The sequence below is a fragment of the Arthrobacter sp. DNA4 genome (assembly GCF_024362385.1).
Lineage (GTDB): Bacteria > Actinomycetota > Actinomycetes > Actinomycetales > Micrococcaceae > Arthrobacter.
Window position 1 is genome coordinate 562,834 of sequence record NZ_CP101466.1, and the last position, 19,242, is coordinate 582,075.

Consider the following 19,242-nt stretch of genomic DNA (forward strand, 5'->3'; position numbering starts at 1 on the left):
CACCCTGCTGCTACCGGCCGCCCAGAAGGTACACGGTGCTGTCCACGGGCACCTCCCGCATCCCGGCCCATTCATCGACCGGCTCGGGACCGCTTGAGAGCACCACGGTGTAGCCCTCCGGCACAGGGGCGGAGGCGAAGCCCAGGTTGGACAGGACCACCACATCCCCGTTCCGGAACGCCAGCAGTCCGCTGTCCGGCGCGTGTTCATCAGTCCATTCCACGCTGCCGCTGCCCAGCTGCTGTGCTGACCTGAAGGCCAGGGCTGCCCGGTACAGCTCAAGGGTTGAGCCCTCCTCGCCATCCTGCTGGTCGGCGGCCAAGGGGCCAAAGCTTTCCGGCTGGGAAAGCCAGGGCCCGGACGCCTTGGCGGAGAGTGCCCCGGAGAATCCGAACCCGGGCTGGTCCTGGGCCCACGGCAGCGGGACACGGCAGCCGTCACGCCCGATTTCAGCCCCATGCGTCCGGAAGAACGTGGGGTCCTGCCTGGCGGAGTCGGGAAGCGCAGTGTGCTCGGGAAGCCCCAGTTCCTCTCCCTGGTAGAGGTAGGCGGAACCAGGCAGTGCCAGCTCAACCAACGTGGCGGCACGGGCGCGGGCAAGGCCCAGTGCTGGGTCGGGCTGTTCGTCGGCGGGGCCGATGCCTTTCGGAAACGTCGTGGGATCCTTGAGTCCAAACCGGGTGGTGTGCCGTACGGTGTCGTGGTTGCTGAGCACCCACGTACACGGGGCCCCCACTGATGCTGCCGCTGCCAGGGATGCGTCGATGGCGTCCGCCATCCGTTCGGCATCCCACCCCGCCAGCAGGAAATCGAAGTTGAAGGCCTGCTGCATTTCGTCCGGCCGGACATAGCGGGCCAGGCGCTCGGCCGTCTCCACCCAGGCCTCGGCCACCATCATGCGGTCCCCGCCGTATCCGGCCAGGACGTGGTTCCAGTCCCGGTAGATGGCGTGGACCCCGTCCTGGTCGAAGAAGGGCGACGGCGGATACATGGGGGACACTGCCCTGTGGGGTTCCTCGGCATCGGTGTGGGCGTGCGGAGCGTCACCGGGCAGGTGGCTTTCCCGGTGGGGAGCGGAGGTTCCCTCCACCATGACTGCAACGCCATCCCAATCCGGAAGCCCTGCCTCCTTCACCAATCCGTGGGCGACGTCCACCCGGAAGCCGTCGGCGCCGCGGTCCAGCCAGAAGCGCAGCACTGAACGCATCTCCTCCTGGACTTCCGGGTTGTCCCAGTTCAGGTCCGGTTGCCGGGTGTCAAAGAGGTGGAGGTACCACTGGCCCGGTGTCCCGTCGGCTTCATTCACGCGGCTCCAGGCCGGCCCGCCAAAGATGGATTTCCAGTTGTTGGGAGCCCGGTTGCCGTCGCCGGATCCTGGCACGTCGTCCTTGCCGTCCCTGAAGATATACCGGTCCCGTGCAGGAGTTCCCGGGGCGGACGCCAGCGCCTCCTGGAACCATGCATGTTCATCCGAGGTGTGGTTGGGAACCAGGTCCACGATGACCTTCAGGCCGAGGCGGTGGGCTTCCTGCAACATGGCGTCAAAGTCAGCCAGCGAGCCGAAGAGGGGGTCCACCTGGCGGTAGTCCGCCACGTCGTAACCGCCGTCTGCCTGGGGCGACTTGTAGAAGGGTGACAGCCAGATTGCGTCCACCCCGAGGGCCTGAAGGTAGGGAAGCCTTCCCGTGACGCCGCCCAGGTCGCCCATCCCGTCGCCGTTGCCATCGGCGAACGAACGGGGGTAGATCTGGTAGACCACGGCGTCGGCCCACCACGCGTGGGAGGCTGGACGCGGCGCGGGAACGGACGGATCTGTCATTTGGTTCCCCTCTGATAACTTTTTGATGTAAACGCTTGCATTGCAGACAGCAACCTTACTAGTGTGATGGTCACCACATCAACCTCACCTAGCAAGCGCACTGTCGACTTACTTGTCACTCAGCGAGGAGCTTCAAGCTAATGAAAACCCCGAGATTCCTGCTTCCGGCTGCCACTGCCGGCATTCTGGCCCTTACGTTGTCCGCCTGCGGCGGCGGAGGTGGAGGGGGCACCACGGGCGGTGGGGGCAGCGACGCTGACGCCAACCTCGACGGCCGCGGCCCCATCACGTATGTACAGGGCAAGGACAACAGCAACGTTGTCCGCCCCCTGGTCGATAAGTGGAATGCGGCCCACCCGAACGAAAAGGTCACCTTCAAGGAACAGACCGACCAGGCCGACCAGCAGCACGATGACATCGTCCAGCACTTCCAGGCCAAGCAGTCCGATTACGACGTTGTGGATGTGGACGTTGTCTGGACCGCGGAATTCGCAGCCAAGGGCTGGCTGCAGCCGCTGAAGGACAAGATGGCGATCGACACCAGCGCCATGCTCAAGCCCACCGTGGACAGCGCAACGTACAAGGGCACCCTGTACGCGGCTCCGCAGACCTCTGACGGTGGCATCCTGTACTACCGCAAGGACCTGGTTCCCACCCCGCCCAAGACCTGGGACGAGATGATGAGCATGTGCTCCATCGCCAAGCAGAACAACATCGGCTGCTACGCAGGCCAGTTCAGCAAGTACGAGGGCCTCACGGTGAATGCTTCCGAGGCCATCAACTCGGCCGGCGGCTCGGTCCTCAACAAGGAAGGCAAGCCCGACCTGAACACCTCCGAGGCCAAGGCCGGCCTGGGGAACCTGGCGAAGGCCTACGCTGACGGCAACATTCCCAAGGAAGCCATCACCTACAAGGAAGAGGACAGCCGCCAGGCGTTCCAGAGCGGCAAGCTCATGTTCCTGCGCAACTGGCCCTACGCATTCAACCTGATCACCACTGAAGGCTCGTCGGCTGTGAAGGACAAGACCGGCCTGGCTGCCCTGCCGGGCAAGGACGGCCCCGGTGCCTCCTCCCTTGGCGGCCACAACCTCGCCGTCAGTGTCTACTCCAAGAACAAGGCCACCGCGCTGGACTTCCTGAAGTTCATGACTTCGGCCGAAACCGAGAAGTTCTACGCTACGCAGGGCTCCCTGGCCCCGGTGCTTGGTTCGCTGTATGAGGACCAGGAACTGGTTGCCAAGCTGCCCTACCTGCCGGTCCTGAAGACGTCCATCGAAAACGCTGTGCCGCGTCCGGTGACGCCTTTCTACCCGGCTGTCACCAAGGCAATCCAAGAGAACGCCTACTCCGCAATCAAGGGAGAAAAGTCCGTGGAAACCGCACTCTCTGACATGCAGAAGTCCATCGAATCCGCCGGTGCGGGATCGTAGTTCTGCCATGGCAACCGAACTAGGCCCGACGCCGGTCAAGTCACCGGCGTCGGGCGGTACCCCCGTCCATCACGCGCCCAAGGGCGTGGGGGAGGACAACAGGATTGCAAGCCAGGGGCGCTGGGCCTCCTGGCTCCTCGCCCCCACCATCATCGCCCTCGCCGTGGTGATCGTTTACCCGATCATCAGCGCCATTGTTATGTCCTTCCAAAAGGATGCCGGCCTGGATCCGGCCACGGGCCTCTTCACCGCAGGCGGCCCGGCGGGTATTCAGAACTACGTCAACTGGCTGGCGCAGCAGTGTTCGGCACCGGACGGCGGAACCGTAGCCTGCCCGCCGGGCACCCTGGGTGGGCAGTTCTGGTCCGCTACAGCCACCACGTTCTTCTTCACGGTAGTGACTGTGGCGTTCGAAACTGTCCTGGGTTTCTGGATGGCCATGATCATGGCGCGTACGTTCCGCGGACGCAGCCTGGTCCGCGCCGCCGTGCTGGTGCCCTGGGCCATCCCTACTGCTGTGACGGCCAAGCTCTGGTTCTTCATTTTCGCTTTCGAGGGCATCGCCAACAAGCTGTTCAATACCACCATCCTGTGGACAGGCAGCGAGTGGCCGGTCAAGTGGGCCGTGATCATTGCCGACGTCTGGAAGACCACGCCGTTCATGGCGCTGCTGATCCTTGCCGGCCTGCAGATGATTCCGGCGGAAGTTTATGAGGCAGCCAAGGTGGACGGCGCCACTGCCTGGCAGCGGTTCCGCCTGATCACCCTTCCGCTGGTCAAGCCGGCGCTGATGGTGGCAGTCCTGTTCCGTACGCTGGACGCGCTGCGCATGTTCGACCTGCCGTACATCCTCACCGGCGGTGCGAACAACACCACCACTTTGTCCATCCTGGTGATCAACCAGATCAGGCAAGGCTTCAACTCGGCGGCCGCACTGTCCACCATCACGTTCATCATCATCTTCCTCGTCGCCTTCATCTTTGTCCGCTTCCTCGGGGCAAACGTGGTTGAGCAGAGCGGTGCCACAGGAAAGGGGAAGAAATGACCACGGCAACAGCAGACGCCACCGCCCTGCGGGCACGCCAGGACAAAGGCCGTAAGGCTGCCCAGAACCGGGAAAAGTGGGCCCAGGGCAGGACCTATGTCAGTGCCATCGTCATTTTGATCTGGTGCCTGGCGCCGGCGTACTGGATGGTGGTGACCGCTTTCCGTGAGGTGGGGTTCACCTACGACACGTCCATCCTGCCCACCCACGTCACCTTGGACAACTTCAAGACCGCCTTCGATACGTCCTTTGGCAACAGGTTCGGCCAGGCACTGTTGAACAGTGTGTTCATCGGCGGCGTGGTGACGATCGTTTCCCTGCTCATTGGTGTGTTCGCCGCCTACGCACTTGCCCGGCTGAACTTCAAGGGCAAGTTCCTGGTACTCGGCTTCATCCTGGGCGCCTCCATGTTCCCCGGCGTTGCCCTGATCACCCCGCTCTTCCAGCTGTTCACCAATATCGGCTGGATGGGTACGTACCAGGCACTGATTATCCCGAACATCTCCTTCGTGCTCCCGCTGACGGTCTACACCATGACCTCGTTCTTCCGGGAAATGCCCTGGGAGCTTGAGGAATCGGCACGCGTGGACGGCTGCACCCAGGGACAGGCTTTCCGCAAGGTCATCATGCCCCTGGCTGCACCGGCAATCTTCACCACGGCAATCCTGGCGTTCATTTCCTCGTGGAATGAGTTCCTGATTGCCAGCCAGCTGTCCAGCGACGCAACCCAGCCGGTGACGGTGGCCATCGCCAACTTCGCCGGCGCACAGCCCAACCAGATCCCGTACACGGCCATCATGGCCGCAGGCACCATTGTCACCATTCCGCTGGTGATCCTGGTGCTGGTCTTCCAGCGCAAGATTGTCGCCGGCCTCACGGCAGGTGCAGTCAAGTGACGGACAACGGTTCCCGCCCCCGCACACCGGGGGCGGGAAACCGCAGCCGGTTGGTCCGCTCGGGCGAGGACTTCGACATCATCATTGGCTTCCTCGCATTCTGGGCCCTGGTCCTCCTGGTGGTCACTGTGTGGATGGAAGTTACTGCCCAGCCTGCCCTTGGATGGGCGCTGGGACTGCTGGCAACTTTGCTGGCCCTGTATGGCATGGTCCGGCTCCGCCGGAAACTCCCGGCCCGCAGGTAGGAATGCGGACGGCGCCGGGCCGCCGCCGTGATGGTGGTGCATGCGCGGCCACCGGGCCGGTTAACACTGCCTGCCCGCGGAGTGGAAAAATACAGGGCCGGGGTAAACGCAGGGCCGTCCTACGCCGCAAAGGAGTTAAAGAGGGGACACGGTGGCACGGACAACGGAAAGGTCCCAGCGGGGCGGCCATAACGGCGTCAGCATCGAGGACGTGGCGGCTGCCGCCGGAGTCTCAACCGCCACAGTCTCCCGGGCAGTCCGCGGATTGCCGCGGGTTTCGCTTACCACCAGGAAAAAAATCCTGGAAGTGGCAGGGGACCTGGGCTATGTCGCTTCATCTTCGGCCTCCGGCCTGGCCACCGGACGCACCAAGACCATTGGTGTCCTGGCCCCGTTCGTCAGCCGGTGGTTCTTCTCCAAGGCCATCGAGGGCGCCGACCGGGAACTGCATGCCCGCCACTACAATCTTTCGCTGTTCAACCTTGGCGGCCATGGCAGCAACCGGGAACGGCTTTTCAGCAAGACCATGGTCTACAAGCAGATCGACGCGCTGCTGGTCCTGTGTATGGCGCTCAGCCACGAAGAGATCGAGCACCTGCAGAAGATCGATATTCCGCTGATTGTGGTGGGAGGGCACGTTGAGGAATGCCCGTACATCGGCATTGACGATTATGCTGCCGCGTCCACCGCGGTCCGGCACCTGATCGACCTCGGACACCGGGACATTGCCCTGTTGCATGGCGACGACGAGACCGACTTGAATTTCGACGTCCCCCGGGTGCGCATCCTGGCGTTCAAGGACGTGATGGCGGCCGCCGGCCTGCCGACCCGGCCGGAATGGGATGAGTGGGGGGACTTCACCGTCCGCAGCGGCCAGGAAGCCTTGCGCCGGCTGTGGTCCCGGCCGGGGCAGAAGCCCACCGCCATCTTTTGCGCCTCGGATGAAATGGCCATGGGGGTCATTTTTGAGGCCAACCGCATGGGCGTCAGCGTCCCCGGCGAACTGTCCGTGGTGGGCATCGACAACCACGACTTTGCCGATGCCATAGGCCTGACCACCGTGGGGCAACGCCCGGACGAGCAGGCCGAACTGGCCACCAAGATGCTGCTGGACGAGCTGGATGGCGAGGCCGGTGCGGTCCGTTCCGCCGTCGCCCCCCACGAACTGATCATTCGGCGCACCACTGCGCCTCCCCAAAACCCCTAACAGCAGGAAACCGGGGACCGTTACGACGCGCGGGCCAGCTGCCGGATGGGAATCCAGCGCGAGGCCAGCCGCCGGTAGGCCGCGGCGGCGCCCGTCATGTCACCCTCGGCCAGGCATTCGATGCCCAGCCTGATGTCCATGGGGGATTCGTCCGGGTACACCTTGTCCGCCACGGCACCGTAGTCCAGCTCCACCATGGAATTCACGTGGAACAGCTCAAGCCATTCCGTCAGCTGCGCCAGGTCATCGAGCATATCCAGGTCCGGGGCGGCGAGGGCCAGGTTGGCCACCGCGTAGCGGGCCCGCTCCAGTGCGTCGGTGATGGGCGCCCAGACGCGGACGGTGAGGATGCGCCCCGCGGCTTCCACCACATCCTTGCGGTCGGATTCCATGAACAATGAGAACCAGCTGAACGGAATGCCCCAGGTTGACGCCCGGGTGTGGACGCGGACGGAACCGTCACGGGCCTTCACCAGGTCGATCCGCTCCTGGTGCCGGTCCCGCTGCTCCTCCGGAATCAGCAGTTCGGCCAGCGGGCCGTGGATTCCCTCCATCAGGGCGTTCGCAGCCAGACCGGCGCGCAGGACAAGCTGGCTGGGGCAATACAGGAGGACTGGCTCAGTGCCGGCGTCAGCACCGTCGTCGGCCGTTCCGCTTTCCGGCGCCGTGGTGACGCGCACCAGGTCGGTCCGGCCCGTGGGGAACGGATCGCCGCCCGTGCGGGTGATACGTCCCAGCGACGCCAGCAGTTCCGCATTTTCGACGGCGGCGCGGGACATGGCCTGCGCGCCGGCGGCCTTGATGGCCGGGCGTTGTTCCTCCGGAAAGGCTTCCAGAGGTTCGTAGACGCGCAGGGTGGAGGAAAATGGCAGGCCGGCCTGGCCCCGGTAGAGGTTCCCCGTCATCACGGTCTCCTTGGAAGGGTCCAGGGTGCAGTCATCAGTCCGCCAGTTCCACCAGCACGGGAGCGTGGTCAGAGGCGCCCTTGCCCTTGCGTTCCTCGCGGTCGATCGAGGCGCCGGTGACGCGGGCCGCCAGCGCGGGGGAGGCCAGGACGAAGTCGATCCGCATGCCCTCTTTCTTGGGGAACCGCAGCTGGGTGTAGTCCCAGTAGGTGTAGACGCCCGGGCCGGGGGTGTAGGGGCGCACCACGTCGGTGTAGCCGGTCGCCTCGAACGCGTGGAACGCCTCCCGCTCCGGAGGGCTGACGTGCGTGGACCGGTTGGCGATGAACAGGTCGATGTCCCAGACGTCGTCGTCAAAAGGCGCGATGTTCCAGTCACCCATCAAGGCCACCTGCGCCTGCGGGTTGTCCGTGACCAGGGCCTGGGCGTGCGTCTTGAGGCTTTCCAGCCACTTGAGCTTGTACGGCATGTGTTCGTCGTCCAGGGAGCGGCCGTTGGGGACGTAGAGGCTCCAGACACGGATGCCGCCGCACGTGGCAGCCATGGCCCGGGCTTCCTGGACGGGATCCTTGCCGGCCTTGCCGAACGAGGGCTGGTCCAGGAACGTCCGTTCCACGTCCTCAAGCCCCACCCGGGAGGCGATGGCCACGCCGTTCCACTGGTTCACCCCGAAGTGGGCCACCTCGTAGCCCATCCGTTCAAAGAGTTCCCACGGAAAGTTGTCGTCCTTGCACTTTGTCTCCTGGATGGCCAGGACGTCGCAGTCGCTGCGCTGGAGCCAGGCTTCAACGCGGTCGGCGCGGGCACGGAGCGAGTTCACATTCCAGGTAGCTATCTTCACGGTTCCTAACTTACCTTGGCAGCCGTGCGGCAGGTAAAGCCCTCGAAGGGCCCCGCCCGCGGCGCGGGCACGGTTGGTCCCGGGCAGCAGGCGGCGGGTATATTCGCACCAGAATGACCTGGATCACACGTCCGGCCACCATGCGAAGGAGCACCAGCCGATGACGGCAGCTACGGGCAACATCACGGACAGCACGGCAGGGAACGGAACCGCGGAAGTGCTTTTTGACCGCCGAGGCCAGCTCGGCGTGATCACCCTCAACAGGCCACGGGCGGTCAATGCGCTCACCGCCGGAATGGTGGACCTGCTCCTGCGGCAGCTCACCGCATGGGCAGGGAACGACGGCGTGGCGGCCGTCCTGGTGCAGGGCGCCGGGGAGCGGGGCCTGTGCGCGGGCGGAGACATCGTGGCCATCTACAAGGACATGCTGCACGGCGGAGACCGGACCGCCGGCTTCTGGCAGACCGAGTACCGCGTGAACTCGCTCATTGCCCGGTACCCAAAGCCCTATGTTGCCCTCATGGACGGCCTGGTCCTTGGCGGCGGCGTGGGTGTCTCGGCGCATGGGAATGTCCGCGTGGTCACCGAGCGGACCAGAATGGGGATGCCGGAAACAACCATCGGGTTCGCCCCCGACGTCGGCGGCACCTTCCTGCTGTCCCGCGCGCCGGGCCAAACGGGAACCCACGCGGCCCTGACCGGGGCACACCTTGACGCCGGCGATGCCTTGTTCCTGGGCCTTGCCGACCATTACGTCCCGTCACACGCGCTGCCCCGGCTGGTGGCGGCGCTGGAGGACGAAAGCCCGGAAGCCGCCGTCGCCCGCTGCGCCGAACAGCCTCCGGCCTCAGCCCTGTCCGGGCAGCGGGACTGGATCGATGCCTGCTACGCCAGCGACGATGCCGGGGAAATTGTTGCCCGGCTCCGGGCCTGGACCGGGCCTGGCCGGGAAGATGCCACGGAAGCGGCGGACACCATCGAAGCCAAGTCGCCCACCTCGGTCAAGGTCACCCTGGCGTCCCTGCGCCGGGCCGCCAACCTGACCCTTGATGAGGCCCTGGCCCAGGAATACCGGGTAGGAATCCGCCTCCTGGCCGGACCTGATTTCCGCGAGGGAATCCGCGCCCAGGTAGTGGACAAGGACAGGAACCCGCAGTGGAAACCGGCCACGCTGGCCGAGGTGCTGCCCGCGCAGGTGGACAGGTTCTTCCAGCCGCTGGACGGCGGGGAACTGGACCTGCAGCCCGGGCCGGACCTGGACGTGAAGGAGGCGGACCATGCCTGAAACGGGCGCTGTGGCCTTTCTGGGCCTTGGACACATGGGCGGTCCCATGGCCCTGAACCTGATCCGTGCCGGTTACCGCGTGACCGGGTTCGACGTGGTGCCGGCAGCCGTGGAGGCTGCCCGGGCACAGGGTGTTCCGGTGGCAACCAGCGCGGTGGATGCGCTGGCGGGCGCCGACGTGGTGCTGACCATGTTTCCCAGCGGCCGGCACGTCCTGGACGCCTACCGGGGCGGCGCTGGACATTCTGGACAACCGGAGGAACCAGGGCTGCTGGCTGCCGCGCGGCCCGGGACCATGTTCCTGGACTGCTCAACCATCAATGTGGAAGAGGCGCGGGAAGCCGCGCGCCTGGCCACCGAAGCGGGCCACCGTTCCGTTGACGCCCCCGTTTCCGGCGGCGTGGTGGGAGCGGAGGCAGGCACCCTGACCTTCATGGCCGGCGGTGAAGCGGAGGACTTCGAGGCAGTGCGGCCGCTCCTGGAGGTGATGGGCAAGCGGGCGGTGCACTGTGGTGCCCACGGAGCGGGACAGGCCGCCAAAATCTGCAACAACATGATCCTGGGCGTCTCGATGATCGCGGTCAGCGAGGCCTTCGTGCTGGGGGAAAAGCTGGGCCTGACCCACCAGGCCCTGTTCGACGTCGCCTCCGCCGCGTCAGGGCAGTGCTGGGCGCTGACCACCAACTGCCCTGTGCCCGGGCCGGTCCCCACCAGCCCCGCCAACAGGGACTACCAGCCGGGCTTCGCCTCGGCCCTCATGGCCAAGGACCTCAACCTGGCCGTCAACGCGCTCGGCAGTACCGGGGTGGCAGGGCAGATGGGAGCGCTCGCCGCCCGGATCTACGATAGGTTTGCCGCGGAGGGCGGCGCGGGCCGCGACTTCTCCGCCATCATCACCGAAATCCGCGGCGCCTCGGAGCGGCAGGCCGGGGACGGTCCCGCAGGGGAGCACAGCGGCACGGAGTTGCCGGACCAGCGCAGGGCCACAACAGCACACGACGACGGGAGTCCCGAATGACGGAGTACGCCAACATCCTGGTGGAGCAGCAGGGCAGGGTAGGGCTGGTGACCCTCAACAGGCCCTCGGCACTGAACGCACTGAACAAGGCCACCATGGAAGAGCTGGTGGCCGCCGTCACCGCCATGGATTCCGATCCCGGGGTCGGTGCCGTCGTGATCACCGGCTCCGGCAAGGCCTTCGCTGCGGGCGCCGACATCAAGGAAATGGCGGACCAGGGCTACATGGACATGTACGTGGCGGACTGGTTCCGGGGCTGGGAAGACTTCACCCGCCTGCGGATCCCCACCATCGCCGCGGTATCCGGCTTTGCCCTGGGCGGCGGCTGCGAACTGGCCATGATGTGCGACCTGATCATCGCGGGGGACAACGCCAAGTTCGGGCAGCCGGAAATCAACCTGGGCGTGCTCCCGGGCATGGGCGGCTCGCAGCGCCTCACGCGGGCCGTGGGCAAGGCCAAGGCCATGGACATGATCCTCACCGGCCGGTTCATCGACGCTGAGGAAGCAGAGCGGTGCGGGCTGGTCTCCCGGGTGGTTCCGGCGGCAGACGTGGTGTCCGAGGCACTCAAGGCAGCCGGGGTGATCGCCGCGAAGTCAAAGCCTGCGGCGATGGCAGCGAAGGAAGCCGTGAATGCTGCCTTCGAAACCGGGTTGGCCCAGGGGGTGGTGTTTGAACGGCGGCTCTTCCACTCCCTGTTCGCCACGGAGGACCAGAAGGAAGGCATGGCGGCGTTCACCGGGAAGCGCCAGCCGGAATTCAAGCACCGCTAGTCCGGGCCCTTGCATGCCCTGACGGGCGGGGCCGGCACGGCATGCGTCCGCCGGTCCCCGTAAGGTAGGGAGTACGGGCCAGCACGCGGCCACGGCATGCAGCGGAACGGGGTAAGCGTATGTGGACGATGATGACCGGTGCAGCCAGTCCCACCGAGGGACTTACGGGAATCGTGGGCTTTGCCGCGAGGTCCATCGACGCCCTGGGGGAGTGGGGCGTGGGGGCGTTTACCCTCGCGGAGACTGTGGTGCCGCCTATCCCCAGCGAGGTGATCCTCCCGCTTGCGGGGTATCTTGCCAAGCAGGGCTCCCTGAATCTCTTCCTCGTCTTTGCCACGAGTACCCTTGGTGCGTATTTGGGGGCGTTGTTGCTCTACCTGCTGGGGGCCAAGTTAGGGCTGGACCGGTCCATCCGGGGGTTGTCCAAGCTGCCACTGGTGGACCGGGAAGACTTCGAGCACGCGGCGGGCTGGTTCCGGCGGCACGGCAGGTCGTCCATTTTCTTCGGCCGCCTGCTGCCCGGGGTCCGCAGCCTGATCTCCCTGCCGGCGGGCGCGGCGGCCATGCCGCTGGGAACATTCACCCTCTTCACCCTTGCCGGCAGCGGGCTGTGGAACGGTGCCCTCATTGGGCTGGGCTATCTCCTGGGCACCCAGTACCGGCTCATAGAGGAGTACTCCAGGTTCCTGAACTACGCGGTCTATGGCGCATTGGCCGTTGCGGTGGTGCTGCTCGTCCTCCGGCGGACCAAGCGGGCCAGGGCCCAACGGGTGGACGTAGGCCGCTGAGGCAGCCTCCCGGTGCCCTAGAGGTACTTCTCCGCGAAGCTGTGCAGGGCGGCCCGGACGAAGCGTGCCCCCTCCGGGCCGCCGTAGTTGGCGGCGAAACGGGGGTCTTCCACGTACATGTCCGCCAGCCCGGTGACGTATCTCCTGATATCCCCGCCGCTTTGGGCCGCAGGTGTTCCGGGGATGGACTTCAGCCATGCCACGTGCCGCCCTGCCAGCTCCCGCGCTTCCGGCCCGTCGGCAGCAAGCCTGGCTCCCGCAGCCGCCGTCCAGTCCCGGGCAAGGCCCTCTGCCATGGACTTCCACTCCCGCTTTTCCGCTGCCGCCATTCCGCGCCACCATGAGTCGGATGTGGCGTAGGCGTCCTTGCCCCAGCGCTCCTCGACTTCATCCTTGTATTCGGTGTGGTCGAAGCCCTGGAACATGTTCTCTGCCATCAGCTGGCCTCCTGCCTTTACTGTTTCGATTGTTTGCCGGACTGATTCGGCCTGCAGGGCCAGCCGCTCCTGCTCCCGGCCGAGCCAGTCGAGATGGCGGCTGAGTGCCGCCACGGGATCCGCCCGGCGCTGGAGGAGCTCCCCGATCGCCGGCAGGCCCAGGCCCAGTTCCCGCAGCAAAAGGATGCGCTGGAGCTGGAGGAGGGCGGCGCCGTCGTAATACCGGTAGCCGTTGTGGCCCACCCGGCTGGGCGTCAGGAGGCCAATCTCGTCATAGTGCCGGAGCGTGCGGCTGGTGGTGCCGGCGATCCTGGCCACGTCCTGGATGGACCAGTCCCTGCCGCCGGCGTCGGGGAAATCCTGCATGCTCCGAGCCTAGGCATTGACGCTGCGTCAAGGTCAAGGTCAAGGTCAAGGTCAAGGTCAAGGTCAAGGGCGGCTGACCGTCACCCAACCCGCCGGCCGTGGGGCCTGCGGCGCCTGGCCTGGGCCACCAAGCGCGTGAAGGCGAAAACAAAGATGGCCTCGATGAGCAGCATGAGGCCCAGCAGCAGCCACTGCTGCCGGCTGATGAAGACGACGCATCCGGTCAGGGCCAGGATGGTCCCCAAGGCCAGCGCGTAGACGGCGAAGCCGACGGCGACCCGGGCGCTGCGGACCCCCGTCCGGAAACCGAAGCCGTGCGGCTCCCCGCCGGGCTGTCCGGGGACACGGTCCGGTGCTGCGGGGCCAAGGGAGTCAAACTCCTCCCAGGGATCCCTGTCCTGGTCCTGTCCGGTCATGAATCAATTATCCCAAATACGGAAACCCAGAGACGCTGCGCACAAAAACAGCGGTTCCTCCAACCTGGGTTGGAGGAACCGCTGGATGGGGTCCCGGCGTATACCGGAGGCCGCCGAAGACTTAGAGCGGGCGGATGTTCTCTGCCTGCGGGCCCTTGGGACCCTGGGTCACATCGAATTCGACCTTCTGGTTCTCGTCCAGTGAGCGGTAGCCGCTGCTGGCGATTGCCGAGTAGTGGGCGAATACGTCAGCGGACCCGTCATCGGGGGCAATGAAGCCAAAACCCTTTTCGGCGTTGAACCATTTAACTGTGCCTGTTGCCATGGCTGCATTCCTTCATGTGACTCTGATTCTCTCCCCGGGGAACGTCCCGGAGTGTGCGGGAGTTAGTCCCCCACAGACCCCAACGTACGGGGCTCAGGCTCTGGGTGCAAGGGTAGGCGCCATAAAGTGCCGTCAGCGCATGCCTTCGCGGCGGATCGCGGTGGCGATGGCGGCCGCCCTGGTGTCCACGCCGAGCTTGGCATAGATGTGCGCCAAATGGGTTTTGACCGTGGCCTCGGAGATAAAGAGTCGCCGGCCGAGTTCGCGGTTGCTGAGGCCCTCGGTGAGGAGGCCCAACAGCTCGGCCTCCCGTGGCGTCAGGACTTCGTCGGGATTGCGGAGCTGCTGGAACAACCGGGATGCCACCGGCGGGCTCATCACGCTCCTGCCCACGGCCGCACCCCTGATGGCCGCAAAAATCTCCTCCGGGGCAGCGTCCTTCAACAGGTAGCCCATGGCGCCGGCATCCACGGCGCGGACGATATCGGCATCGGAGTCGTACGTGGTGAACACCAGGATGGCCTGCCGGCCGTTGAGGTCCCTGATCCGCCTGATGGCTTCGAGCCCATCCATGCCCGGCCCCATGGCAAGGTCCATCACCACCACCGAGGGGGAGAGAGCCTGGGCCAGGTGCAGGGCATCCTCGCCGGATGCGGCTTCGGCCACCACCTCGATATCCGGCTCCGTGCTGAGCAGTGCACGCAGTCCGCTCCTGACCACCAGGTGGTCGTCCACCAGCAGGACGGTGATGCCGTTCATCTGCCTGCCTCCACCGGCAGCTGCGCCGCCACGATTGTTCCGTCGCCGGGGGCGCTCTGCACGGAGAATGTTCCGCCCAGCTGCTCCACCCGCTGCCGCATGGCCCGCAGCCCATAGCCTCCCGCGTGCGACGGCGGAGCTGCCGCCGCCGGATCGAAGCCGTCGCCGTCGTCGTAAATGTCCAAAGTCACGGCGTCCGGCAGGAAGCCCAGGGTTACCGTGGCCGCCGACGCGGCCGCGTGGAGCAGGATGTTCGACGCAGCGCTTTGCACTACGCGCAGCAGGGCGTGGCGAACGTCAGCGGAGACCGGCCGCAGCTCACCAGTCACCAGCAGCGTGGTCCCGGGAACGTACTGGCAGGCGGTGGCCAGCAGTGCCTCCGGCAATGGAACCGATTCCAAACCGGGCGAGGCCAGCTCATGGACCAGGCTCCGGGTCTCCGCCAGGTTCGCGCGGAGCAGGCTGGTGGCCTGGAGAAGGCCGTCACGGGCTGCTGCACTGGGCCATCCGCGGCCGGCGGCCTCGAGCAGGAGCAGGCTGCTGGCGAGGCCCTGGGTGACAGTGTCGTGGATTTCCCGCGACACCCGCTCCCGTTCGGCAATGGTGCCCGCCCGGCGCTCACTCGCGGCCAGCTGGCCCTGGGCCAGGGAAATGTCCGCATGCAGGCGGCGCTGCTCCTCGGCGTCGTGCTGTATCCGGTCGTAAATCAGTGTCAGCATGGCGCCCACGGCCAAGGGCCCCAAAAACATGGCCAGGTCGGTGCCGTTGCCCAGCCGGAACAGGCCGGCGGCGGTGGCGAGTGTGATGGCGCCCGCCAGGACGTAGGACGCGGCACCGCGCAGGGCGCTCCTGCAGAGGAAGAAAAGAGCGAAGGAACACCACGCGAAACTCGGCGCAGCCACGACCAGGACCGCCCAGACAGCCACCAGGGCCACCATCCACGGGGTTCCGGGGCGGTCCTGCACCGAGAGGAGGGCCACGACGGCGTAGAGCACGCAGGCGGCAGCGGCGAGTCCCAGGACCAGGAGATTGTCGGCCGGGGTATGCCGCATGACGTACCGCACCACCGAGGCCACCAGGAGGACGGCGAAGCCCAGGTGGACGGCTGCCTCGATGCTGCCCGGCCGGCCTTTGGCGCTGGGAGGCACGGCACGGCGGGAGCACGTGGCGCCCTGACCGGCGACGGCTTGGGCTGGCCCGGTGTGCTGGGGGGTGTCTCTGGCGGGCATGCTGGATCCGGATCTGGTGGCTGGAAGTGCTGCCTTCCATGCTAGGGCTCACCGGTTGTCCGGTGCCTCAGCCTTTTGGCTGATACGGCTGGCCTTTCGTCGGAGCCGGGACCAGGCGAATGCCCGATGGCAGGGCCGCTGTTTCCCGGAAACATGGAAAGCGGCAACACGATCCCCCCTGACCTAAGGAAATACTTTGAAGAAGTCCACCAAAGCCCTCGCCGCTGCCGCAGCCGGAGCCCTCCTGATAACTGCCGGAGCAACGGCTGCCGCCAACGCCGGTACCGCGGGCACTACGGAAGCACCCGTCGTCGTACCCGCCGTTGATGTCCAGCCGGCTCCGGAAACCGTGGTGCAGCAAAACCGCATAGCAGCCGGCGCCTCCGCCCAGGCCGTCGCTGCTGCGCTCGCAAAGTGCCAGGCCGACAAGCTGCCGTTTGTCACGGTGGCCCTCGTTGACCGCTTTGGTACGGTCCAGGCTTTGCTCCGGGGTGACAACGCCGCCGCCCACACCATCGAAGCGGCAAAGCAGAAGGCCTATACGGCAGCCGCGTTCGGTGCCCCCACCAGCGAGTTGGCCAAGCGGGTCAACGGCAACGGTCCCTCAATCGCGGACCTGCCGGGCACCCTGTTCCTCGCAGGCGGTGTCCCACTGAAGGTCAACGGTGTCTCCGTGGTAAGCATCGGCGTCGGCGGGGCCCCCGACGGCGCCCTGGACGAAGCCTGCGCGGCGGCCGGCGCGGAAGCCATCGCCGGCCCCGCGAAATAGGCAGGACGCATGAGGCCTGGCAGCACCGCAGCACTCATGACCGTGGCCGCGCTGGGGTTGCTCCTTGCCGCGTGCCAGGCCAGTCCCGGCCAGCCGCAGGGAGTGGATACCCCACCATCCGCTGCCTCGGTCAGTCCCGGCGCCGGTGCCGGGACCCCGACGCCACCTTCCACTGCGTCCCCACCCGCACTGTCTCCCGCGGACCAGGCACGGCTGGACCAGGACCTCATTGCAGCCGCCAAAGCCAACAACGCCCCGTTGGTGGCCGAACTCATCGGCCGGGGTGGCGATGTCAACGCCAAAGACCCGATCCAGGACTCCGCGTTCCTGTACGCCGGGGCGGAGGGGCTCAACGAGGTACTGCAGCTGACGCTGGCCGCCGGCGCAGACGTCACCAGCATCAACCGCTACGGCGGGACGGCGTTGATCCCGGCCAGCGAGCACGGACACGTGGAAACGGTGAAGGTCCTCATTGCGGCGGGAGTTCCTGTCAACCATGTCAACAACCTTGGCTGGACCGCCATGCAGGAGGCCATCCTGCTTAACAACGGCGGGCAGCGCCAGCAGGAGGTGGTGCGGCTGCTGCTGGCGGCCGGCGCAGACCCCGGAATCCGCGATCCGGAAGGCCGGACGGCGCTGCAGAACGCTGAGCGGCTCGGTTTTTCGGAGATTGCCGCTTCGATCCGGGGCCGGGGTTAGCCCGTCCGCGTGCCGAGCCGCCGAGCCTGCCCACCTTTGCCGGACAACGACGGCGGCGCCCCGCACTTTCGGTGCGACGCGCCGCCGTCGGGCTTGGAAGCCGGGGAAATTCAGCAGCCCCTCAGCTCAGACGGCCTCAAGCACGCTGACATAGTTCGCGATGCCCACGCCGCCCATGTTCTGCACAGCCGCCCGCCGTGGCGCCGGGAGCTGCATGTCGCCGGCAGTACCGGTGAGCTGCATGGCGGCGATGACGTGCTGCGAAACGCCGGTGGCACCCACCGGGTGGCCCTTGGCCTTGAGGCCGCCGGAGACGTTGATGGGAAGCTTGCCGTCCTTGAAGACCCAGCCTTCCTTCACCGCCGTGGCCCCCTGGCCGGGTTCGGCCAGGCCGATGGCCTCGTACATGAGCAGCTCCGCGATGGTGAAGCAGTCATGCACCTCCGCGAAGTCCAGGTCCGCCAGGCCGACGCCGGCCATCGCCATGGCGCGCTGCCAGGAAGCGCGGGTGGCTGCGAAAGCGGTGGGGTCCCGGCGCTCGGCGGGGAAAAAGTCGTTGGCCTGGCCGAAGCCCGCGAGCCGGACCGGGGCGGTGGTGCCGCCGGTGGGGGAGACGGACAGCACGACGGCGGCCGCCCCGTCGGAAACCGGTGAACAGTCAGTGCGCCGCAGCGGGTCCGCCACCATGGGGTTCTTGTCCGAGACAGTCCGGCAGAACTCCTCCCCAAGATCCTTGCGGAGCTGGGCGTAGGGGTTGTCAACGCCGTTGCGGTGGTTCTTCGCCGCGATGCTGCCCAGCACATCGGAAACGGGTCCGTACCGCTTTTCGTAGTGTTTCGCGACCTCGGCGAAAAGACCGGTGAAGCCGGTGGTGGAGGGCTTGCCGGCCATGTCATAGTCAGCGCCGAGCAGGGCGGCACCCACCACGTCTGCACCGGCGTGGGTCATCTTCTCGGCGCCGATCACCAGGACCGTCTTCGCGGTGCTTACCAGCAGTGACTTGGTGCCCTGCTGGAAAGCGGCCGACCCGGAGGCGCAGGCGTTTTCCACCCGTGTGGAAGGGACGTTGGCCAGTGCCGGGGAGACCTGCAGGGCCAGTGAGGACGGGAAAGCCAGCGGCATCATGCCCGAATTGAACTGGCCCACGTAGATCTCGTCGATCTGCCCGGGGTCGATTCCGGCATTGCCGATCGCTTCGGTGGCCACCTGGACGATCAGGGACTTGAGGGTCTCCTCCGTCAGCTTGCCGAACCGGCTGTGTCCCCAGCCGGTGAGCAGGACGTCCTTCCCGAACTGTTCCTTCAGGCTCATGCCACCACTTCCTTGGTCTCAAGCCGGATGTCGAATCCGGCCTCGGTCTTCTCACGGATCTCCTCTTCGGTGACCCCCGGTGCCAGGCGGGTCAGCGTGAGCTGCTTACCGCCGTCGTCCGTTTTGTAAAGGTCAAAGACGGCGAGGTCGCTGATGATCCGGTCCACGCAGCTGAGCCCGGTCAGCGGCAGCGTGCACTCGCGCACAATCTTTGCGGTGCCGTCCTTGGCGTTGTGCTCGGTGAGGACCACCACGCGCGGCGTTCCGGCCACCAGGTCCATGGCGCCGCCCATGCCCTTGACCATCTTGCCCGGGATGGTCCAGTTGGCCAGGTCGCCATTGCCGGAGACCTGCATGGCGCCCAGGATGGCCACCTTGACGTGCCCGCCGCGGATCATGCCGAAGGAGGTGGCGGAGTCGAAGATGCTGCCGCCGGGCAGGACCGTCACGGTCTGTTTGCCGGCGTTGATCAGGTCCGCGTCCTCTTCGCCCTCAAAGGGGAACGGGCCCATGCCCAGCAGGCCGTTTTCGCTCTGCAGGACCACCCGCACGCCCTCGGGCAGGTTGTTGGCCACCAGCGTGGGGATGCCGATCCCCAGGTTCACGTAGTCGCCGTCGTTCAGTTCCTCGGCCGCGATGGCAGACATTTCATCCCTGGTCCATCCCATGGGGTTTCTCC

Annotated in this window: 21 protein-coding genes; 11 read left to right on the plus strand and 10 right to left on the minus strand. The window is 66.3% G+C overall.

Going from position 1 to position 19,242, the window contains the following annotated elements:
* Positions 1-10: 10 nt before the first annotated feature.
* On the minus strand, positions 11-1,819 hold the full coding sequence (locus tag NMQ03_RS02735) for a glycoside hydrolase family 13 protein (protein ID WP_255174280.1): 1,809 nt from the start codon (positions 1,817-1,819) through the stop codon (positions 11-13).
* A 140-nt stretch (positions 1,820-1,959) separates the two neighbouring features.
* Here NMQ03_RS02735 and NMQ03_RS02740 point away from each other — a divergent pair, with 140 nt between their 5' ends.
* From NMQ03_RS02740 to NMQ03_RS02760, 5 genes are all read left to right on the plus strand, one after another.
* A complete protein-coding gene (locus NMQ03_RS02740; RefSeq protein ID WP_255174281.1) occupies positions 1,960-3,249 on the plus strand; it encodes an ABC transporter substrate-binding protein in 1,290 nt (429 codons plus the stop codon).
* Between the two features lie 7 nt (positions 3,250-3,256).
* Positions 3,257-4,294 carry a carbohydrate ABC transporter permease gene (locus NMQ03_RS02745; RefSeq protein WP_255174282.1) on the plus strand — a complete coding sequence of 346 codons (1,038 nt, stop codon included), beginning with the start codon at positions 3,257-3,259 and terminating at the stop codon, positions 4,292-4,294.
* Positions 4,291-5,190 carry a carbohydrate ABC transporter permease gene (locus tag NMQ03_RS02750; protein ID WP_255174283.1) on the plus strand — a complete coding sequence of 300 codons (900 nt, stop codon included), beginning with the start codon at positions 4,291-4,293 and terminating at the stop codon, positions 5,188-5,190. Before NMQ03_RS02745 ends, NMQ03_RS02750 begins: the two co-directional genes overlap by 4 nt.
* Positions 5,187-5,435: a hypothetical protein gene (locus NMQ03_RS02755; protein WP_236800876.1), complete on the plus strand. Its 249-nt coding sequence runs from the start codon at positions 5,187-5,189 to the stop codon at positions 5,433-5,435. The genes NMQ03_RS02750 and NMQ03_RS02755 overlap by 4 nt, the downstream gene beginning before the upstream one ends.
* Before the next feature lie 151 nt (positions 5,436-5,586).
* Positions 5,587-6,642 (plus strand): LacI family DNA-binding transcriptional regulator, encoded by a 1,056-nt coding sequence (locus NMQ03_RS02760; protein ID WP_255174284.1) that lies wholly within the window; start codon positions 5,587-5,589, stop codon positions 6,640-6,642.
* 20 nt (positions 6,643-6,662) lie between these two features.
* Here NMQ03_RS02760 and NMQ03_RS02765 read toward each other — a convergent pair whose 3' ends face one another.
* Together NMQ03_RS02765 and NMQ03_RS02770 are read right to left on the minus strand one after the other, a co-directional pair.
* Complete coding sequence (locus NMQ03_RS02765) at positions 6,663-7,547, minus strand: hypothetical protein (RefSeq protein ID WP_255174285.1); 885 nt, start codon at positions 7,545-7,547, stop codon at positions 6,663-6,665.
* Between the two features lie 34 nt (positions 7,548-7,581).
* The gene (locus NMQ03_RS02770) at positions 7,582-8,388 is read right to left on the minus strand and encodes an exodeoxyribonuclease III (protein WP_255174286.1); all 807 of its coding nucleotides are present in this window, start codon (positions 8,386-8,388) and stop codon (positions 7,582-7,584) included.
* A gap of 160 nt (positions 8,389-8,548) precedes the next feature.
* Here NMQ03_RS02770 and NMQ03_RS02775 point away from each other — a divergent pair, with 160 nt between their 5' ends.
* The 4 genes from NMQ03_RS02775 to NMQ03_RS02790 all read left to right on the plus strand — a co-directional run bounded on the left by NMQ03_RS02775 (position 8,549) and on the right by NMQ03_RS02790 (position 12,252).
* Positions 8,549-9,673, plus strand: coding sequence for an enoyl-CoA hydratase/isomerase family protein (locus tag NMQ03_RS02775; RefSeq protein ID WP_255174287.1), 1,125 nt, complete (start codon positions 8,549-8,551; stop codon positions 9,671-9,673).
* Complete coding sequence (mmsB, locus tag NMQ03_RS02780; RefSeq protein ID WP_255174288.1) at positions 9,666-10,691, plus strand: 3-hydroxyisobutyrate dehydrogenase; 1,026 nt, start codon at positions 9,666-9,668, stop codon at positions 10,689-10,691. Before NMQ03_RS02775 ends, mmsB begins: the two co-directional genes overlap by 8 nt.
* Positions 10,688-11,464, plus strand: coding sequence for an enoyl-CoA hydratase (locus tag NMQ03_RS02785; RefSeq protein ID WP_255174289.1), 777 nt, complete (start codon positions 10,688-10,690; stop codon positions 11,462-11,464). Before mmsB ends, NMQ03_RS02785 begins: the two co-directional genes overlap by 4 nt.
* Positions 11,465-11,583: 119 nt before the next feature.
* Entirely contained in the window at positions 11,584-12,252 is a 669-nt protein-coding gene (locus tag NMQ03_RS02790; protein ID WP_255174290.1) for a DedA family protein, read from the plus strand.
* Between the two features lie 17 nt (positions 12,253-12,269).
* Here NMQ03_RS02790 and NMQ03_RS02795 read toward each other — a convergent pair whose 3' ends face one another.
* The 5 genes from NMQ03_RS02795 to NMQ03_RS02815 all read right to left on the minus strand — a co-directional run bounded on the left by NMQ03_RS02795 (position 12,270) and on the right by NMQ03_RS02815 (position 15,784).
* The gene (locus NMQ03_RS02795; protein WP_255174291.1) at positions 12,270-13,055 is read right to left on the minus strand and encodes a TipAS antibiotic-recognition domain-containing protein; all 786 of its coding nucleotides are present in this window, start codon (positions 13,053-13,055) and stop codon (positions 12,270-12,272) included.
* Positions 13,056-13,135: 80 nt separating this feature from the next.
* Positions 13,136-13,471 (minus strand): hypothetical protein, encoded by a 336-nt coding sequence (locus NMQ03_RS02800; protein WP_224024689.1) that lies wholly within the window; start codon positions 13,469-13,471, stop codon positions 13,136-13,138.
* A gap of 121 nt (positions 13,472-13,592) precedes the next feature.
* Complete coding sequence (locus tag NMQ03_RS02805; protein WP_013599688.1) at positions 13,593-13,796, minus strand: cold-shock protein; 204 nt, start codon at positions 13,794-13,796, stop codon at positions 13,593-13,595.
* A 132-nt stretch (positions 13,797-13,928) separates the two neighbouring features.
* On the minus strand, positions 13,929-14,555 hold the full coding sequence (locus NMQ03_RS02810) for a response regulator transcription factor (protein ID WP_255174292.1): 627 nt from the start codon (positions 14,553-14,555) through the stop codon (positions 13,929-13,931).
* Positions 14,552-15,784: a sensor histidine kinase gene (locus NMQ03_RS02815; RefSeq protein WP_255174293.1), complete on the minus strand. Its 1,233-nt coding sequence runs from the start codon at positions 15,782-15,784 to the stop codon at positions 14,552-14,554. The genes NMQ03_RS02810 and NMQ03_RS02815 overlap by 4 nt, the downstream gene beginning before the upstream one ends.
* Before the next feature lie 196 nt (positions 15,785-15,980).
* On the opposite strand from NMQ03_RS02815, the gene NMQ03_RS02820 reads away from it, so the two are divergent.
* Together NMQ03_RS02820 and NMQ03_RS02825 are read left to right on the plus strand one after the other, a co-directional pair.
* Positions 15,981-16,553, plus strand: a complete 573-nt coding sequence (locus tag NMQ03_RS02820; protein ID WP_255174294.1) for a heme-binding protein — start codon at positions 15,981-15,983, stop codon at positions 16,551-16,553.
* Between the two features lie 9 nt (positions 16,554-16,562).
* A complete protein-coding gene (locus NMQ03_RS02825) occupies positions 16,563-17,252 on the plus strand; it encodes an ankyrin repeat domain-containing protein (protein WP_255174295.1) in 690 nt (229 codons plus the stop codon).
* A 126-nt stretch (positions 17,253-17,378) separates the two neighbouring features.
* Here the strand turns inward: NMQ03_RS02825 and NMQ03_RS02830 are convergent, their stop codons facing one another.
* Both NMQ03_RS02830 and NMQ03_RS02835 read right to left on the minus strand, forming a co-directional pair.
* A complete protein-coding gene (locus NMQ03_RS02830; protein ID WP_255174296.1) occupies positions 17,379-18,563 on the minus strand; it encodes an acetyl-CoA acetyltransferase in 1,185 nt (394 codons plus the stop codon).
* The gene (locus NMQ03_RS02835; RefSeq protein WP_255174297.1) at positions 18,560-19,231 is read right to left on the minus strand and encodes a CoA transferase subunit B; all 672 of its coding nucleotides are present in this window, start codon (positions 19,229-19,231) and stop codon (positions 18,560-18,562) included. Before NMQ03_RS02835 ends, NMQ03_RS02830 begins: the two co-directional genes overlap by 4 nt.
* Positions 19,232-19,242 lie beyond the last annotated feature (11 nt).

Excerpts from the sequence above, each read along its gene's own strand:
- NMQ03_RS02735 (WP_255174280.1), bottom strand. The coding sequence starts at position 1,819 with ATGACAGATCCGTCCGTTCCCGCGCCGCGTCCAGCCTCCCACGCGTGG.
- NMQ03_RS02740 (WP_255174281.1), top strand. The coding sequence starts at position 1,960 with ATGAAAACCCCGAGATTCCTGCTTCCGGCTGCCACTGCCGGCATTCTG.
- NMQ03_RS02745 (WP_255174282.1), top strand. The coding sequence starts at position 3,257 with ATGGCAACCGAACTAGGCCCGACGCCGGTCAAGTCACCGGCGTCGGGC.
- NMQ03_RS02750 (WP_255174283.1), top strand. The coding sequence starts at position 4,291 with ATGACCACGGCAACAGCAGACGCCACCGCCCTGCGGGCACGCCAGGAC.
- NMQ03_RS02765 (WP_255174285.1), bottom strand. The coding sequence starts at position 7,547 with ATGACGGGGAACCTCTACCGGGGCCAGGCCGGCCTGCCATTTTCCTCC.
- NMQ03_RS02775 (WP_255174287.1), top strand. The coding sequence starts at position 8,549 with ATGACGGCAGCTACGGGCAACATCACGGACAGCACGGCAGGGAACGGA.
- mmsB (WP_255174288.1), top strand. The coding sequence starts at position 9,666 with ATGCCTGAAACGGGCGCTGTGGCCTTTCTGGGCCTTGGACACATGGGC.
- NMQ03_RS02785 (WP_255174289.1), top strand. The coding sequence starts at position 10,688 with ATGACGGAGTACGCCAACATCCTGGTGGAGCAGCAGGGCAGGGTAGGG.
- NMQ03_RS02790 (WP_255174290.1), top strand. The coding sequence starts at position 11,584 with ATGTGGACGATGATGACCGGTGCAGCCAGTCCCACCGAGGGACTTACG.
- NMQ03_RS02795 (WP_255174291.1), bottom strand. The coding sequence starts at position 13,055 with ATGCAGGATTTCCCCGACGCCGGCGGCAGGGACTGGTCCATCCAGGAC.
- NMQ03_RS02800 (WP_224024689.1), bottom strand. The coding sequence starts at position 13,471 with ATGACCGGACAGGACCAGGACAGGGATCCCTGGGAGGAGTTTGACTCC.
- NMQ03_RS02805 (WP_013599688.1), bottom strand. The coding sequence starts at position 13,796 with ATGGCAACAGGCACAGTTAAATGGTTCAACGCCGAAAAGGGTTTTGGC.
- NMQ03_RS02810 (WP_255174292.1), bottom strand. The coding sequence starts at position 14,555 with ATGAACGGCATCACCGTCCTGCTGGTGGACGACCACCTGGTGGTCAGG.
- NMQ03_RS02815 (WP_255174293.1), bottom strand. The coding sequence starts at position 15,784 with ATGCCCGCCAGAGACACCCCCCAGCACACCGGGCCAGCCCAAGCCGTC.
- NMQ03_RS02825 (WP_255174295.1), top strand. The coding sequence starts at position 16,563 with ATGAGGCCTGGCAGCACCGCAGCACTCATGACCGTGGCCGCGCTGGGG.
- NMQ03_RS02830 (WP_255174296.1), bottom strand. The coding sequence starts at position 18,563 with ATGAGCCTGAAGGAACAGTTCGGGAAGGACGTCCTGCTCACCGGCTGG.
- NMQ03_RS02835 (WP_255174297.1), bottom strand. The coding sequence starts at position 19,231 with ATGGGATGGACCAGGGATGAAATGTCTGCCATCGCGGCCGAGGAACTG.